We start from the raw sequence: 14,075 nt of genomic DNA, 5'->3' as shown, positions 1-14,075 counted from the left end.
CCGGACCGCTTCGCGGTCCGACCTCTCCCCGCCGGGGAGAGGTGGAGGCCGTGCCGGGACCGATGGTCCGAGTTGATCATTCGGAAGCAGTATGAGAAAAAACGCGCGTGCCCACCGCGACGGCGTCGCCACCGGTCCCGAGGCGCACGCCTGCGGAGTGCCCCGGATAGGGGCATCCGCCGGACGACGGACGGAGAGAGTATTTTTCGGGTGGGTGCCGGGATCAGTCCGGCTTGTCGGCCGCCATCATGTAGTTGACGTCCATGTCGCGGCCGAGGCCCCAGCGGTCGGCGAGCGGGTTGTAGAGCACGCCGCTCTCCGCCGAGACGACCAGGCCCGCCTCGCTCATCGCCGTCTCCAGCTCCGCCGGGGTGACGAACTTGTCCCACTGGTGGGTGCCGATCGGCAGCCAGCGCAGCACGTACTCCGCCCCGACGATCGCCATCGCAAAACTCTTCAGCGTGCGGTTCAGCGTGGCTGCGATCATCAGCCCGCCCGGCTTCACCATCCCGGCGCAGATCGAGACGAACAGCGGCACGTCGGCGACGTGCTCGACCACCTCCATCGCCAGCACGACGTCGAACTTTTCCCCCGCCTCGGCGAGGTCTTCCGCGGTGGTGTTGCGGTAGTCGATGGCGAGCCCGCTCTTCTCGGCATGCAGCTTCGCCACCTCGATATTGGTGGTGGCCGGGTCCGCTCCCACCATCTCGGCGCCGAGCCGGGCGAGCGGCTCGGACAGAATCCCGCCGCCGCAGCCGATGTCGAGAATGCGCAGGCCGGCCAGCGTGTCGATCCGCTTGGTGTCGCGGCCGAACCGCCGGCACGCCTGGTCGCGCACCCAGCCCACCCGCACCGGATTGAACTTGTGCAGCGCCGCCATCTTGCCGCGGGGATCCCACCAGGTCTCGGCGATCGCCGAGAAGCGCGCGATCTCGGCCTGGTCGACGGTCGAAGCCCGGTTCAAATCGATGCTCATGCGGATGTCCGAAATGGTTGCCGAAATGGTTGCGTGGCGGTGTGCGGCACCCGCGGCGCGGCCGGTTGCCACGCCGCCTTCCCGCCGTTATGTATACGCGCCTTTCTCGCGCCGGGGCCGCGCCGATGCAAGCCTTCGCGCGCACCGTTCCGGAGCACGACCCGTCCCGCCATGGCCCGACTCGTGATGAAGTTCGGCGGCAGCTCGGTCGCCGACATCGATCGCATCCGCAACGTGGCCCGCCACGTCAAGCGCGAGGTCGATGCCGGCCACGAGGTGGCCGTCGTGGTCTCCGCCATGAAAGGCGAGACCAACAAGCTCGTCGATCTCGTCCGCGCCGCCTCGGTGCTGCACGACCAGCGCGAGTACGACGCGGTGGTGGCATCCGGCGAGCAGGTGACCTCCGGGCTGCTGGCGATCGCGCTGCAGGCGCTCGGGATTCCGGCGCGCTCCTGGCAGGGCTGGCAGATTCCGATCAAAACCTCGGACGCGCACGGCTCCGCCCGCATCCTCGACATCGACGGTGCGCCGCTGGTGAAGGCGTTCGCCGAGCGCAACGAGGTGGCGGTGATCGCCGGCTTCCAGGGCATCCACGCCGAGAGCGGCCGGATCGCGACGCTCGGTCGCGGCGGCTCGGACACCTCGGCGGTGGCGCTCGCCGCCGCAATCAAGGCCGACCGCTGCGACATCTACACCGACGTCGACGGCGTCTACACCACCGACCCGCGGGTGGTGCCGAAAGCCCGCCGGCTCGACAAGATCGCCTTCGAGGAGATGCTGGAGATGGCCTCGCTCGGGGCCAAGGTCATGCAGGTGCGCTCGATCGAGCTCGGCATGACCCACAATGTCCGCATCTTCGTCCGCTCGAGCTTCGATGCCCCCGAGGACATCGACCCGCACCGGCCCCCGCCCGGCACCCTGATTTGCGACGAGACCGAGATCATGGAACACGAGGTCGTCACCGGCATCGCCTTCTCCCGCGACGAGGCGCAGATCTCCGTCCGCAACGTCGAGGACAAGCCCGGCGTCGCGGCCTCGATCTTCGGGCCGCTGGCCGACGCCAACATCAATGTCGACATGATCGTCCAGAACGTGTCGCCGGACGGCAAGACCACCGACCTCACCTTCACCGTGCCTGCGGCCGATTTCGAGCGCGCCAAGGCGACGGTGGAGACGGCGCGCGAAACGATCGGCTTCGCCCGGCTCGACGTCGCCGAGGACGTGTGCAAGGTGTCGGTGATCGGGGTCGGCATGCGCAGCCACGCCGGCGTCGCCGCACGCGGCTTTCGCGCGCTGGCCGACCGCGGCATCAACATCCGGGCGATCACCACCTCCGAGATCAAGTTCTCGCTCTTGATCGACGCCGCCTATACCGAGCTCGCGGTGCGCACGCTGCACACGCTCTACGGCCTCGACAAGGCCTGACCGGCCGCCCGCCGGCGTTTCGTGGCGGGGCGCCGGTGCGCTCCGGCCGCGCCCCGTTGCCGCCGCCGGCGGCAGCGGTGCAAACCATTTCGCCACAAAGCCAAACCATTTCGCCGCAAAGCGTCGACCCGGCCCGCCGGGGTCGCGCCGCGGCCGTTGCTTTCGCTTGCAGCGCACGCGGGGCATTCGCTATGACCATCGGGGAATCGCGATCCGGTCCGCCCCGGACCCGGTTCCCTCGACACGTGCCGGCAACGTCCCTCGGGCCGGCCGGTCCGACTCGCACCTGAAGGACCTCACGCGATGCGCGGTGCGCTCGGCGGTCCACGCGTGCTGTTACGGCGCCTCCGCGAGGTGATGGCGGAGCCGGTCAGCGCGCAGGAACGTCTCGACAAGATCGTGGTGCTGATCGCCGCGAACATGGTCGCGGAGGTGTGCTCCTGCTACGTCCTGCGGGTCGACGGCACGCTCGAGCTCTATGCCACCGAGGGTCTCAACCGGCAGGCGGTCCACCAGACCGTGATGCGCGCCGACGAAGGCCTCGTCGGCCTGGTCGCCACCGAGGCGAGCGCGATCAATCTGTCGGACGCCCAGGCCCACCCCGCCTTCTCGTACCGCCCGGAGACCGGGGAGGAGATCTACCGCTCCTTCCTCGGCGTGCCGATTCTGCGCGCCGGCAACACGCTCGGCGTGCTGGTGGTGCAGAATCGGGCGCGCAGAACCTATTCCGAGGAAGAGGTCGAGGCGCTCCAGACCACCGCGATGGTGCTCGCCGAGATGATCGCCTCGGGCGAGCTTCTCTCGCTGGCGCGGCCCGGGGCCGAGCCCGCCGTCCGGCGGCCGGTGCACGTGACGGGGGCGGCGCTCACCGACGGCATCGCGCTCGGCCACGTGGTGCTGCACGAGCCGCGCGTCGTCATCACCAATTTCATCGCCGACGACGTGCAGAAGGAGCTGCGCCGGCTCGGCGTCGCGATCGAGACGCTGCGGGCGGAGCTCGATCTGATGCTGGAGAGCGGCGAGGTGGCGGAGGGTGGCGAGCACCGCGACGTGCTCGAGGCCTACCGCATGTTCGCCCACGATCGCGGCTGGGTGCACAAGCTCGAGGAGGCGGTGCTGACCGGCCTCACCGCGGAGGCCGCGGTCGAGCGCGTGCAGTCCGACACCCGCGCGCGCATGCTGCGCCAGACCGACCCTTACCTGCGCGAGCGCCTGCACGATTTCGACGACCTCGCGCATCGCTTGCAGCGCCAGCTGCTCGGCTACGACCACGCACCGACCCGCGACAAGCTGCCCGAGCACGCCGTCATCGTCGCCCGCTCGATGGGGCCGGCGGCGCTGCTCGACTACGACCGCAACCGCTTGCGCGGCCTGGTGCTGGAGGAGGGCGGCCCGAACTCGCACGTCGCCATCGTCGCCCGCGCGCTCGGCATCGCCGCGGTCGGCGAGGTGCCGAATGCCACCGGCCTGGTCGATCCCGGCGACGGCATCATCGTCGACGGCGCCACCGGCGACGTCCATGTCCGGCCCTCGCCCGACATGGAGCAGGCCTATATCGAGCGGGTGCGGCTGCGCGCCCGCCGGCAGCTCCAGTATCTCAGCCTGCGCGATCGCCCCTCGGTCACCCGCGACGGCCACCCGATCACGCTGATGATCAATGCCGGCCTGCCGGTCGACCTGCCGCACATCGAGGAGACCGGCGCCGCCGGCATCGGTTTGTTTCGCACCGAGCTGCAGTTCATGGTGGCCTCGCAGTTTCCGCGCACCAGCGAGCAGCTCGCGCTCTACCGCAACGTGCTCGACGCCGCCGGCGGCCGGCCGGTGGTGTTTCGCACGCTCGACATCGGCGGCGACAAGGTGCTCCCCTACATGCGCAATTTCGAGGAGGAGAACCCGGCGCTCGGCTGGCGGGCGATCCGCCTCGGGCTCGACCGGCCGGGCCTTCTGCGCAGCCAGGTGCGGGCGATGCTGCGCGCGGCGGCCGGCCGCGAGCTGCGGGTGATGTTCCCGATGATCGCCGCGGTCGACGAGTACGACGAGGCTAAGGGCCTGGTCGAGCGCGAGCTGACGCATCTGCGCCGGCACGGCCACCGGCTGCCGGAGCGGGTCGAGGTCGGCACCATGCTCGAGGTGCCCTCGCTGCTGTTCCAGCTCGACGAGCTGTTCGACCGGGTCGACTTCCTGTCGGTCGGCTCGAACGATCTCTTGCAGTTCATGTACGCCGCCGATCGCGGCAATCCGCGGGTCGCCAGCCGGTTCGATCCCTTGTCGGTGCCGGTGCTGCGGGCGCTCAAGCTGATCGTCGACAAGGCGCGCGTGCACGACAAGCCGGTGACGTTGTGCGGCGAGCTGGCCTCCAAGCCGCTCGGTGCGCTGGCGCTGATCGGCATCGGCTTCCGCGCCTTCTCGGTGCTGCCCTCCGCGGTCGGCCCGGTGAAGGCGATGCTGCTCGATCTCGACGTCGGCAAGGCCGAGCGGCTGATCGGCCAGCTGATGGCGCTGCCGCTCGGCACCGCCTCGATCCGCGCCAAGCTCACCGCCTTCGCCGAGGCGGAGGGGCTGACGCTCTGAGGCCGATCGATGCTCCCCTCGGACAAACTCGCGGCGCTCGTCACGCGCCATGCCGCCCTGCAGGCGGAGCTTTCGGAAAAGACCTCGCCGGAGGTTTTCGCACGATTGTCACGTGAGCTGTCGGAGCTGACGCCGGTGGTCGAGGCGATCGACCGCTACGCGGCCGTGCTGCGCGAGATCGACGACGTCGACGAGATGATGACGGATGCCGCGACCGACGCCGAGCTGCGCGCCGTGGCGGCGAGCGAGCGATCCACGCTCGAGGAGACGCGCGAAAGATTGGAGCAGGAGCTGCGGCTCGCGCTGATCCCCAAGGACGCGATGGACGCGCGCAACGTCATCGTGGAAATCCGCGCCGGCACCGGCGGCGACGAGGCGGCGCTGTTCGCCGGCGATCTCTTTCGTATGTACGAGCGCTACGCCGCGTTGCAGGGCTGGAAGACCGAGATCGTCTCGGCGAGCGAAGGCACGATGGGCGGCTACAAGGAGATCGTCGCGGAAATCCGCGGCGCCGGTGCGTTCGCGCGGCTGAAGTTCGAGTCGGGCGTGCACCGGGTGCAGCGGGTGCCGGAGACCGAGGCGTCCGGCCGCATCCACACCTCCGCCGCCACCGTCGCGGTGCTGCCGGAGGCGGAGGAGGTCGACGTCGCGATCGACGAGAAGGACCTCGAGATCGACACCATGCGGTCGAGCGGCGCCGGCGGCCAGCACGTCAACAAGACCGAGTCGGCGATCCGCGTGAAGCACGTGCCGAGCGGCATCGTCGTGTTCGTGCAGGAGGAGCGCTCGCAGCACAGGAATCGCGCCAAGGCGATGGCGATGCTGAGGGCGAAGCTCTACGACGCCGAGCGCCAGCGCCGTGACAGCGAGCGCGCCGCCGACCGCCGCGGGCAGGTCGGCTCGGGCGACCGCTCCGAGCGCATCCGCACCTACAATTTCCCGCAGGGGCGCGTTACCGATCATCGCATCGGCCTGACGCTCTACAAGCTGCCGCAGGTGATGCAGGGCGAGGCGTTGGGCGAGATCGTCGACGCCTTGATGGCCGAGCACAACGCCGCGCTGCTCGCCGCCGAAGGCGGAATCGCGTGAGCGAGCTTCTCGTCGCCGGCCATCGGCGCACCTCTCCACGCGTGCGGGGAGAGGTCGGAGTCCGAGCGCGAGCGAGGACTCCGGGTGAGGGGGCGTCGCCTGCTGCACCCGAAATTCCCCCCCTCACCCCGACCCTCTCCCCCCTCACCCCCACCCTCTCCCCGCACGCGGGGAGAGGGAGACGCGCCGCATCCGGAGCGGTCTCCGAGCCCCCTTCGTGCAGCCGCGGGGTGAGCACCGCTTCGGCAACGGCTCGTCCTGACTCGGCCATCCGCCGTTTCGGCAAACTCTGATGGTTCCCGCCGGCATCACGATCGCGCAGGCGCGGCGGGTCGTGACGGCGGCGCTGCGCGAAAACGGCGTCGAGACGCCGGCCCTCGATGCGCGGCTCATGATCGGCCACGCGCTCGCGCTCGATCACGCCGGCCTCGTCTCGGCCGCCGAGCGTGCGCTCGACGGCGCGGCGTGCGCGCGGATCGCCTCGTTCGTGACGCGCCGCCTCGCCGGCGAGCCGGTGTCGCGCATTCTCGGATGCCGCGAATTCTGGGGCTTGCCACTCCTGATCACGTCGGCGGTGCTCGATCCGCGGCCCGACACCGAGACGGTGGTCGAGGCGGCGCTCGCCGCGCTCGACGCCACCGGCGGCCGCGCGCGGGCGAAACGCATCGCCGATCTCGGCGTCGGCTCCGGCGCGCTGCTGCTCGCGCTCCTGACCGAGCTGCCGCACGCCTGCGGTGTCGCCACCGATCGCAGCATCGACGCCCTCCAGGTCGCGCGAAAAAATGCCGAGACACTGGCGTTGCACGATCGCGCGCATTTCGTCCTGTGCGATTTCGGATCGGCGCTCGCCGGAAAACTCGATCTGGTCGTCTCCAATCCGCCCTATGTCGTGCGCGACGCGATCGCGACGCTCGCGCCGGAGGTGAGAGAGTACGATCCGCATCTCGCGCTCGACGGTGGTGTCGACGGGCTCGACGCCTATCGCGCGATCGCCGCCGATGCGCGCCGCCTCGTGGCGCCCGGCGGCGTGCTGGCGGTGGAGATCGGCATCGGTCAGGAAAGGTCCGTCCCGGCTTTGTTCGAGGCGGTCGGCCTTGTTTGCCGTGTCCCGTATAAGGATCTTTCCGGAGTTCCGCGTGCCGTCGTGGCACAGCTGCCGACCTGATATACAAATCCGAAAGTGTTTCTCATCCGCCGCCAAAAAAGAGCTTGATTATCCGGCCGAAGCGACTAGGTTCCGCTTACGGAATCGACCTGGGTCGGGGTTGGACCGCTGCGCACGACGCCCGGAGCACGGCTCTGCGAGGCATGCAGCGACGACGAGCGGCACGCAAAATCCGATCAACAGGATTGGTGTTCCGCCACTCGGGATCGAGGGACTTCAACGGCTTCTGCACGCGCTTCCGGTCGCGGTGACCGCGAGCGCCGCGGGTATCGTGAGAGGTTGCAGCGCCGCGGGCGGGCTGCGGACGCAAGCTGCCGTCTTTGGTGAATTTTGGCGCGCCCCGAGGGCGCCCATCGGATCGGCTGTGCGCCGTTTTTTCACGGGGATGCACGGCGCAGCCGACGAGGCCGGCTTCGGTCCGGCCGATGCAAACCGCGTAACCGGCGGCCGGACCGCCGCAATCAGAGGTGGCCGAAAGCCGACATCATGAGAAACGGTCAGAACAAGCGCATGCGGGGGCGCAACCGCAAGAGCCACAATCCGCTCACGCGGGTGTACGAGTCGAACGGCCCGGACGTGAAGATTCGCGGTACCGCGTCGCACATCGCCGAGAAGTACATGCAGCTCGCGCGCGATGCGCAGGCCTCCGGTGATCCGGTTTCGGCGGAAAACTACTTTCAACATGCCGAGCATTATCTCCGTCTGATCGCCGCCGCACAGGAGCAGTTCCGGCAAACCCCGGGCTTTTTCCGCAACGAGGGCGGCGCGGGCGATCGCGACGATCTGTTCGACGAGGGCGACGACGAGCCGGGCATGCCGACCGCGGCGCAGGGCGAGCAGCCGGCGTTCGGCACCCGCGATCCGCAGCCTTATCTGCCGCGCGACGCGCAGTTCTTCGTGCCGCGCGAGCAGGCCTATGTCCGTCAGCCGCAGCCACAGCCGGCGCAGAGCGACGACGACATCGGGCGGCTGCCGTCGTTCGTCACCGGCGCGCCCGCGCCGGCGCAGCAGGCGGCCCCGGCATTCGCGCAGAACGGCGCTGCCGCGGCTGCCGCCGCCGACGGCGAGGCCGGGCAGAACGGCGACCGCTTCCCGCTGCATCGCCGCCGCCGGCGTCACCGCACCACCACGCGCGGCGAAGGCGCCGAGGGCGGCGAGGAGATGGCGGCCCCCGCGCCGGGCCCCGCGACCGAGTGATTTTTTCCGCGCAGCCGCGCGACCGACCGAAAGAACGAGAACGATAAAAAACGGGGCGCTCGCGGGCGCCCCGTTTTTCGTGTCGTCCGCAGCAGGACGAGATCACACCGGCGTCACGCCGCCGATGCCGTCGTCGTCCGGTGTCTCGTCGGGGGATTCGGTGGCGGGGGCGGCTTCGGGCGCCTCGTCGTCCTCCGGCGCGGGGCGGGCGGTCGCCTTGCCGGGCGGCGGTTCCGCACCGGCCGGCGCGTCGGCCATTTGCGTCGTTCCGCGCGTCGCCGGCTGCTCGGTCGGCTGGTGCTCGGCCGGCACCCGGTCGAGCCGCGGCGCGTTCTTGGTGGCGGGCGTCGGGTTCTGGCGGCGCGAGCGCAGCAGCCTGAACAGGAGCAGCGAGCGGCCGGTGACGTGATAGACGTGGCCGAACTTCAGCCGCACCGCGTCCAGCTCGTCCTCGGTGTAGTCGAGATTGGTGTCGATCAGCCGCAGCCAAGCGCGGCCGCCGGTCACCTGCGGCAGCGTGAACAGCACCACGTCGTGATGCGCGTTGACGATCAGCAGCATCGTCGCGTCGCTGCCGCGCTTGCGGATGCCGCTCGCCTGGGCGCGGCCGTCCAGCACCACGCCGAGACAGCGCGCATTGCCGTCGCTCCACTGCTCCGGCCCCATCACCACGCCGTGCGGCGTGATCCAGGTGGCGTCGCACACGCCGATGTCCTCGTTCCACTCGCCGGTGAAGAAGCGGTTGCGGCGCAGGACCGCGTAATTGCGGCGCAGCTCGGTGAGGCGCTGGACGAAATGGACGAGCTGGGTGTCGTCCTCGCTCCAGCTCCAGTTCACCCAGCTGATCTCGTTGTCCTGGCAGTAGGCGTTGTTGTTGCCCTGCTGGGTGCGGCCGAACTCGTCGCCCGCGGTGATCATCGGCGTGCCCTGCGAGAGCAGCAGGGTGGCGAGGAAGTTCTTCTTCTGGCGGTGGCGCAGCGTCAGGATCTCGGGATCGTCGGTCGGCCCCTCGGCGCCGTGGTTCCAGGAGTAGTTGGCGTTGTGGCCGTCGCGATTGTCCTCGCCGTTCGCCTCGTTGTGCTTGTCGTCGTAGCTGACCACGTCGTTGAGCGTGAAGCCGTCGTGTGCGGTGACGAAGTTGACGCTCGCCCACGGCTTGCGGCCGCGCCGGTTGAAGATGTCGCCGGACGCGGTGAGCCGGCTGCCGAACGGCGCGAGCATGCCCTCGTCGCCCTTCCAGAAGCGGCGCACCACGTCGCGATACTGGTCGTTCCACTCGGCCCAGCCGGGCGGGAAGCGGCCGACCTGATAACCACCGGGGCCGCAGTCCCACGGCTCGGCGATCAGCTTGACGCTCTCCAGCACCGGGTCCTGGCGACACGAGTCGAGAAAGCCGCCGCCCTCGTCGAAGCCGTACGGCTCGCGCGCGAGGATGGTGCCGAGGTCGAAGCGGAAGCCGTCGACCTGCATCTCCTGCACCCAGTAGCGGAGCGAGTCGGTGACCATCTGCAGCACCCGCTGGTGCGACAGGTTCAGCGTGTTTCCGGTGCCGGTGTCGTTGATGTAGTAGCGATGCTGATCGGGCAGCAGGCGATAATAGGAGGCGTTGTCGATGCCCTTGAACGACAGCGTCGGGCCGCGCTCGTTGCCCTCCGCGGTGTGATTGTAGACGACGTCGAGAATCACCTCGATGCCGGCGTCGTGCAGCCGCGCCACCATCTCCTTGAACTCGGCGAAGGCGAAGTCGGGCACCGCCGCATAGCGCCGGGCCGGCGCGAAGAAGGCGATGGTGTTGTAGCCCCAGTAGTTCACGAGGCCCTTGTCGAGCAGATAGGAGTCGTCGACGAAGGTGTGGATCGGCAGCAGCTCGACGGTGGTGACGCCGAGCTTCTGGAGATACTCCACCACGCTCGGATGGCCGAGCCCGCGGAACGTGCCGCGCATCGGCTCCGGCAGCTCGGGGTGCAGCTTGGTGAAGCCGCGCACGTGCATCTCGTAGATCACCGTGCGGTCCCACGGCACCTTGGGCGGGCGCACGTCGCCCCAGGTGAAGGCGGGATCGACCACCCGGCCCTTCATCATGTGGGCGGCGCTGTCGCGCTCGTCGTAGGTGGTGTCGTCCTCGGTCTCGAGCCGGTAGCCGAACAGCTCCGGGCCCCACACGATGCGCCCCACCACCGCCTTGGCGAACGGATCGAGCACCAGCTTGTTGGGATTGAAGCGGTGGCCGTTCTCCGGCTCGTAGGGGCCGTGCACGCGATAGCCGTAGACGGTGCCGGGGCGGGCGTCCGGCAGAAAGCCGTGCCACACCTCGTCGGTGTATTCGGGCAGCTCGATGCGCTCGAGCTCGGTCTCGCCGGCGTCGTCGAACAGGCACAGCTCGACCTTGGTGGCGTGCGCCGAGAACAGCGCGAAATTGACCCCGACGCCGGTCCAGGTGGCGCCGAGCGGATGCGGCGAGCCCTCGCGGATCCGCGACACCGCCAGGGCACGGGCACTGCGCGCCGGCGCGGCGGACGCCGGCGGCATGACGTGCTGAGTCATCGATCGTTCTCCAGGGAGGCCGTGGCGGGGTGCCCGGCCGGCGCATCGCTGCGCACTCGGAAAAATGCGGTTTACAACCCGCCCCTTCGCGCAAAGTTCCATCTACTCCACGGCGACGGGGACGACCGGTGCACGGCGGCGGGCGGGCCGACGGGTCGGCGCGGAAAACATGCCGACGACCATGGCACCGTTCCCGCGCTGCGGCGTTGTCTAGCGCGGCGCCGCCCGGCGCTTCGATCCCGGCCGTGATCGGCCGAGCCCCAGCGGTGCGCGACGGAGACGACCAATGGCCGAGAGCGAGCGTGGCGCGGTCCCGCGGGTGAGCCCGGCGGAGGTGCCGTCGCTGTCCAGCCTCTTGACGCTCGCGGTCTGCGTCGTGGTGGTGGCGGCGCTCTATCTCGGCCGCGACGTGCTGGTGCCGATCACGCTCGCGGTGCTGCTCACCTTCGTGCTGGCGCCGCTGGTGCGGCTGCTGCGCTGGCTGCGGCTCGGCCGGGTGCCGGCGGTGCTGGTGGCGATCCTGGTCGCGCTCTCCGTATTGTCGAGCATCGGCGGCGTGATCGGCACGCAGATCGCCGGGCTCGCCGGCGACCTGCCGCGCTACGAGACGACGATCCGCGCCAAGATCGACACCGTGCGCGAGATGACGATCGGCCGGATCACCACGCTGGTCGATCGCTTCGAGCAGATGCGGCCGGCCCCGCCGATCGCCGAGACGCCGCAGGGGATTCAGCCGCCGTCGCGGCCCGAGGCGACGCCCGCTCCCGGCGACGACGGACGGCAGGCCGCCGCGCCCGAGCGGCGACGCGGCACCGGCGAGCGGGGCGAGGACGAGGAGGTCGGCTCCTCCACCTTCGCGCTGCTGCAGCGCTATGCCTCGCCGGTGCTGAGCCCGCTCGCGACCCTCGGGCTCGTGCTGGTGTTCGCGACCTTCATCCTCCTCCAGAAGGAGGACTTGCGCGATCGCTTCATCCGCCTGTTCGGCTCGCGTGACCTGCACCGCACCACCGTCGCCCTCAACGACGCCGCGAACCGTCTGAGCCGCTACTTTCTCATGCAGCTCGCGCTCAACACGGTGTTCGGGCTGCTGGTCACGCTCGGCCTCTACGTGATCGGCCTGCCGAGCCCGGTGCTGTGGGGGATCGTCGCCGGACTGTGCCGGTTCGTGCCCTATGTCGGCGCGTGGGTCGCCGCGCTCCTGCCGATGGCGGTCGCCGCGGCGGTCGATCCCGGCTGGTCGATGGTGCTGTGGACCGGCGCGCTGTTCGCGGTCACCGAGCCGGTGATGGGGCAGGCGGTGGAGCCGGTCGCCTACGGCCACTCGACCGGCCTGTCGCCGGTGTCGGTCCTGATCGCCACGGTGTTCTGGACCTGGCTGTGGGGGCCGATCGGCCTTCTGCTCGCCACCCCGCTGACGCTGTGCCTGGTGGTGCTCGGCCGTCACGTCGACCGGCTGGAATTTCTCGACGTGCTGCTCGGCGACCGGCCGGCGCTCACCTCCACCGAGACGTTCTATCAGCGGATGCTGGCGGGCGACCCCGACGAGGTGCAGGACCAGGCCGAGACCTTGCTGAAGACGCGCGCGCTGTCGTCCTATTACGACGAGGTGGCGCTGCGCGGCCTCGCGCTCGCCGCCGGCGACGCATCGCGCGGCGTGCTCGGGCCGCAGCGGCTCGCCCGCATCCGCGACGCGGTGCGCGAGGTGGTGGAGGAGCTCGACGAGTACGACGATCGCCGGCCGGTGCCGACGCCGCGCAAGAACGACGGGCCGGTCGCCGACGACCGCGCCGACGCCGAGCCCGCCGCCGCGCCGCCCGGCCGGATCGCGCCGCCGATCGAGCGGCGCACCGGCGCCTGGCGCCACGGCGTGCCGGTGCTGTGCATCGCCGGGGCGAGCCCGCTCGACGAGGCGGCCACCGCAATGCTGAAGCAGCTGCTCGCCAAGCACGGCATCGGCGCCCGCGAGGTGGCGAGCGATCGGCTGTCGCGCGTCCATGTCGCCACCTTCGATCCCGACGAGGTGGCGATGGTGTGCATCTCGCTGATCGAGCCGACCGGCAATCTGTCGCGCGTTCGTTATCTGGTGCGGCGGCTGCGCCGACAGCTTCCGGACGCGAAAATCCTGGTCGGGCTGTGGCCGGCGGGCGACGGCCCGCGCGAGGGCGAGAGCGTGCGGGCGACGATCGGCGCCGACCTCTATGCCGTGTCGCTCACCGAGGCGGTGAATGCCTGCGTCGATGCCGCCAGCGAGCACGCCTTGCCGGAGGAGGCGATCGAGGAGCGGCCGGAGGGGGACGCCCCGCCGCAGCAGCCGCGGGACGAGGATGCCGCCGCGGCGGAGGACCAGCCGGAGAGCGCGTCGCGATCCGCCAACAAATCCTTGCCGAAGCGCATCGCCCGCGCGGCGCTCGCCACGCCGGAGCGGTGATCGCCGGCGCGTCACCCGTACCCGCGGCCACGCGGCCATCGCGTCCCGAGACCGCCACGGAGAGATCGTCAGGCGAGGCCGTCACGCCCCGACGCCGAGATCGGCCGCCTTGCGCTCGAACTCGTCGCGGATGTCCTCGATGGTCGGCAGATCGAGCCGCCGCAGCTCGGCATGCACCCGCTTGGCCGGCTCGGACGTCAGGTCCCGCTCGAAATTGGCGACCAGCGTCGCGGCGGAGTCGTAGCCGCGATATCGCTCGATCTCGGACTCGGTCTTGCGCTTCACCTCCTCGAGCGCGTCCCGGTCGGCCGGCGAGCGGCCATCGGGCCGCGCGTGCATCACCGGATCGAACGCCTTTCGCTCGACCAGATCGAGCAGCTCCCTCTTCTTTCGGTCGTCGCTGGTCATGATCGTCTCCACCTCGGTTCGTGAGGCCTCGGTCGCGTCGCTTTCCCGCGAGGCGTCCGCTCGGGCCGCCGTTGCGGAGACCTCGATCGGACAAGTCCCCGGGCCCGCCGCCGGCGCGCGGCCGCCCGCGCGGGCGGTGCGCTGGCGGACCGAGAATCCGAGCCGCACCGCGGCAGCGGTACGCGACGGCGGACGCCGGGGGTGCGGTCCGTCGCCCGCTCGACGCGCCCGGCCGACGCGCTGGTCGGCGAGCGGGCAGAAACCTCTCCCGC

At 70.4% G+C, this 14,075-nt stretch carries 9 protein-coding genes; 6 read left to right on the top strand and 3 right to left on the bottom strand.

Going from position 1 to position 14,075, the window contains the following annotated elements:
- Positions 1–223: 223 nt before the first annotated feature.
- A complete protein-coding gene (gene ubiG / locus A33M_RS04265; protein WP_237718273.1) occupies positions 224–964 on the bottom strand; it encodes a bifunctional 2-polyprenyl-6-hydroxyphenol methylase/3-demethylubiquinol 3-O-methyltransferase UbiG in 741 nt (246 codons plus the stop codon).
- A 183-nt stretch (positions 965–1,147) separates the two neighbouring features.
- Here ubiG and A33M_RS04260 point away from each other — a divergent pair, with 183 nt between their 5' ends.
- From A33M_RS04260 to A33M_RS04240, 5 genes are all read left to right on the top strand, one after another.
- Complete coding sequence (locus A33M_RS04260; protein WP_008383881.1) at positions 1,148–2,401, top strand: aspartate kinase; 1,254 nt, start codon at positions 1,148–1,150, stop codon at positions 2,399–2,401.
- A gap of 303 nt (positions 2,402–2,704) precedes the next feature.
- A complete protein-coding gene (gene ptsP / locus A33M_RS04255) occupies positions 2,705–4,972 on the top strand; it encodes a phosphoenolpyruvate--protein phosphotransferase (protein ID WP_008383878.1) in 2,268 nt (755 codons plus the stop codon).
- A 9-nt stretch (positions 4,973–4,981) separates the two neighbouring features.
- Positions 4,982–6,061, top strand: a complete 1,080-nt coding sequence (gene prfA / locus A33M_RS04250; RefSeq protein WP_008383876.1) for a peptide chain release factor 1 — start codon at positions 4,982–4,984, stop codon at positions 6,059–6,061.
- A 292-nt stretch (positions 6,062–6,353) separates the two neighbouring features.
- On the top strand, positions 6,354–7,226 hold the full coding sequence (prmC, locus tag A33M_RS04245) for a peptide chain release factor N(5)-glutamine methyltransferase (protein WP_008383870.1): 873 nt from the start codon (positions 6,354–6,356) through the stop codon (positions 7,224–7,226).
- Positions 7,227–7,712: 486 nt separating this feature from the next.
- Positions 7,713–8,423, top strand: coding sequence for a DUF4167 domain-containing protein (locus A33M_RS04240; protein WP_008383868.1), 711 nt, complete (start codon positions 7,713–7,715; stop codon positions 8,421–8,423).
- Between the two features lie 102 nt (positions 8,424–8,525).
- Here the strand turns inward: A33M_RS04240 and glgX are convergent, their stop codons facing one another.
- A complete protein-coding gene (gene glgX, locus A33M_RS04235) occupies positions 8,526–10,952 on the bottom strand; it encodes a glycogen debranching protein GlgX (RefSeq protein WP_157223320.1) in 2,427 nt (808 codons plus the stop codon).
- 301 nt (positions 10,953–11,253) lie between these two features.
- Between glgX and A33M_RS04230 the strand changes: the two genes are divergently transcribed.
- A complete protein-coding gene (locus tag A33M_RS04230) occupies positions 11,254–13,395 on the top strand; it encodes an AI-2E family transporter (RefSeq protein ID WP_008383861.1) in 2,142 nt (713 codons plus the stop codon).
- An 81-nt stretch (positions 13,396–13,476) separates the two neighbouring features.
- Here A33M_RS04230 and A33M_RS04225 read toward each other — a convergent pair whose 3' ends face one another.
- The gene (locus tag A33M_RS04225; RefSeq protein WP_040619257.1) at positions 13,477–13,803 is read right to left on the bottom strand and encodes a hypothetical protein; all 327 of its coding nucleotides are present in this window, start codon (positions 13,801–13,803) and stop codon (positions 13,477–13,479) included.
- Positions 13,804–14,075: the final 272 nt, after the last annotated feature.

The sequence above is a fragment of the Rhodovulum sp. PH10 genome, assembly GCF_000293785.1.
GTDB lineage: Bacteria > Pseudomonadota > Alphaproteobacteria > Rhizobiales > Xanthobacteraceae > Rhodoplanes.
Note: the sequence above shows the minus strand (reverse complement) of the source record. Positions and strands in the feature narration are given on the sequence as shown.

Excerpts from the sequence above, each read along its gene's own strand:
- prfA (WP_008383876.1), top strand. The coding sequence starts at position 4,982 with ATGCTCCCCTCGGACAAACTCGCGGCGCTCGTCACGCGCCATGCCGCC.
- A33M_RS04260 (WP_008383881.1), top strand. The coding sequence starts at position 1,148 with ATGGCCCGACTCGTGATGAAGTTCGGCGGCAGCTCGGTCGCCGACATC.
- A33M_RS04230 (WP_008383861.1), top strand. The coding sequence starts at position 11,254 with ATGGCCGAGAGCGAGCGTGGCGCGGTCCCGCGGGTGAGCCCGGCGGAG.
- A33M_RS04225 (WP_040619257.1), bottom strand. The coding sequence starts at position 13,803 with ATGACCAGCGACGACCGAAAGAAGAGGGAGCTGCTCGATCTGGTCGAG.
- A33M_RS04240 (WP_008383868.1), top strand. The coding sequence starts at position 7,713 with ATGAGAAACGGTCAGAACAAGCGCATGCGGGGGCGCAACCGCAAGAGC.
- prmC (WP_008383870.1), top strand. The coding sequence starts at position 6,354 with ATGGTTCCCGCCGGCATCACGATCGCGCAGGCGCGGCGGGTCGTGACG.
- ptsP (WP_008383878.1), top strand. The coding sequence starts at position 2,705 with ATGCGCGGTGCGCTCGGCGGTCCACGCGTGCTGTTACGGCGCCTCCGC.
- glgX (WP_157223320.1), bottom strand. The coding sequence starts at position 10,952 with ATGCCGCCGGCGTCCGCCGCGCCGGCGCGCAGTGCCCGTGCCCTGGCG.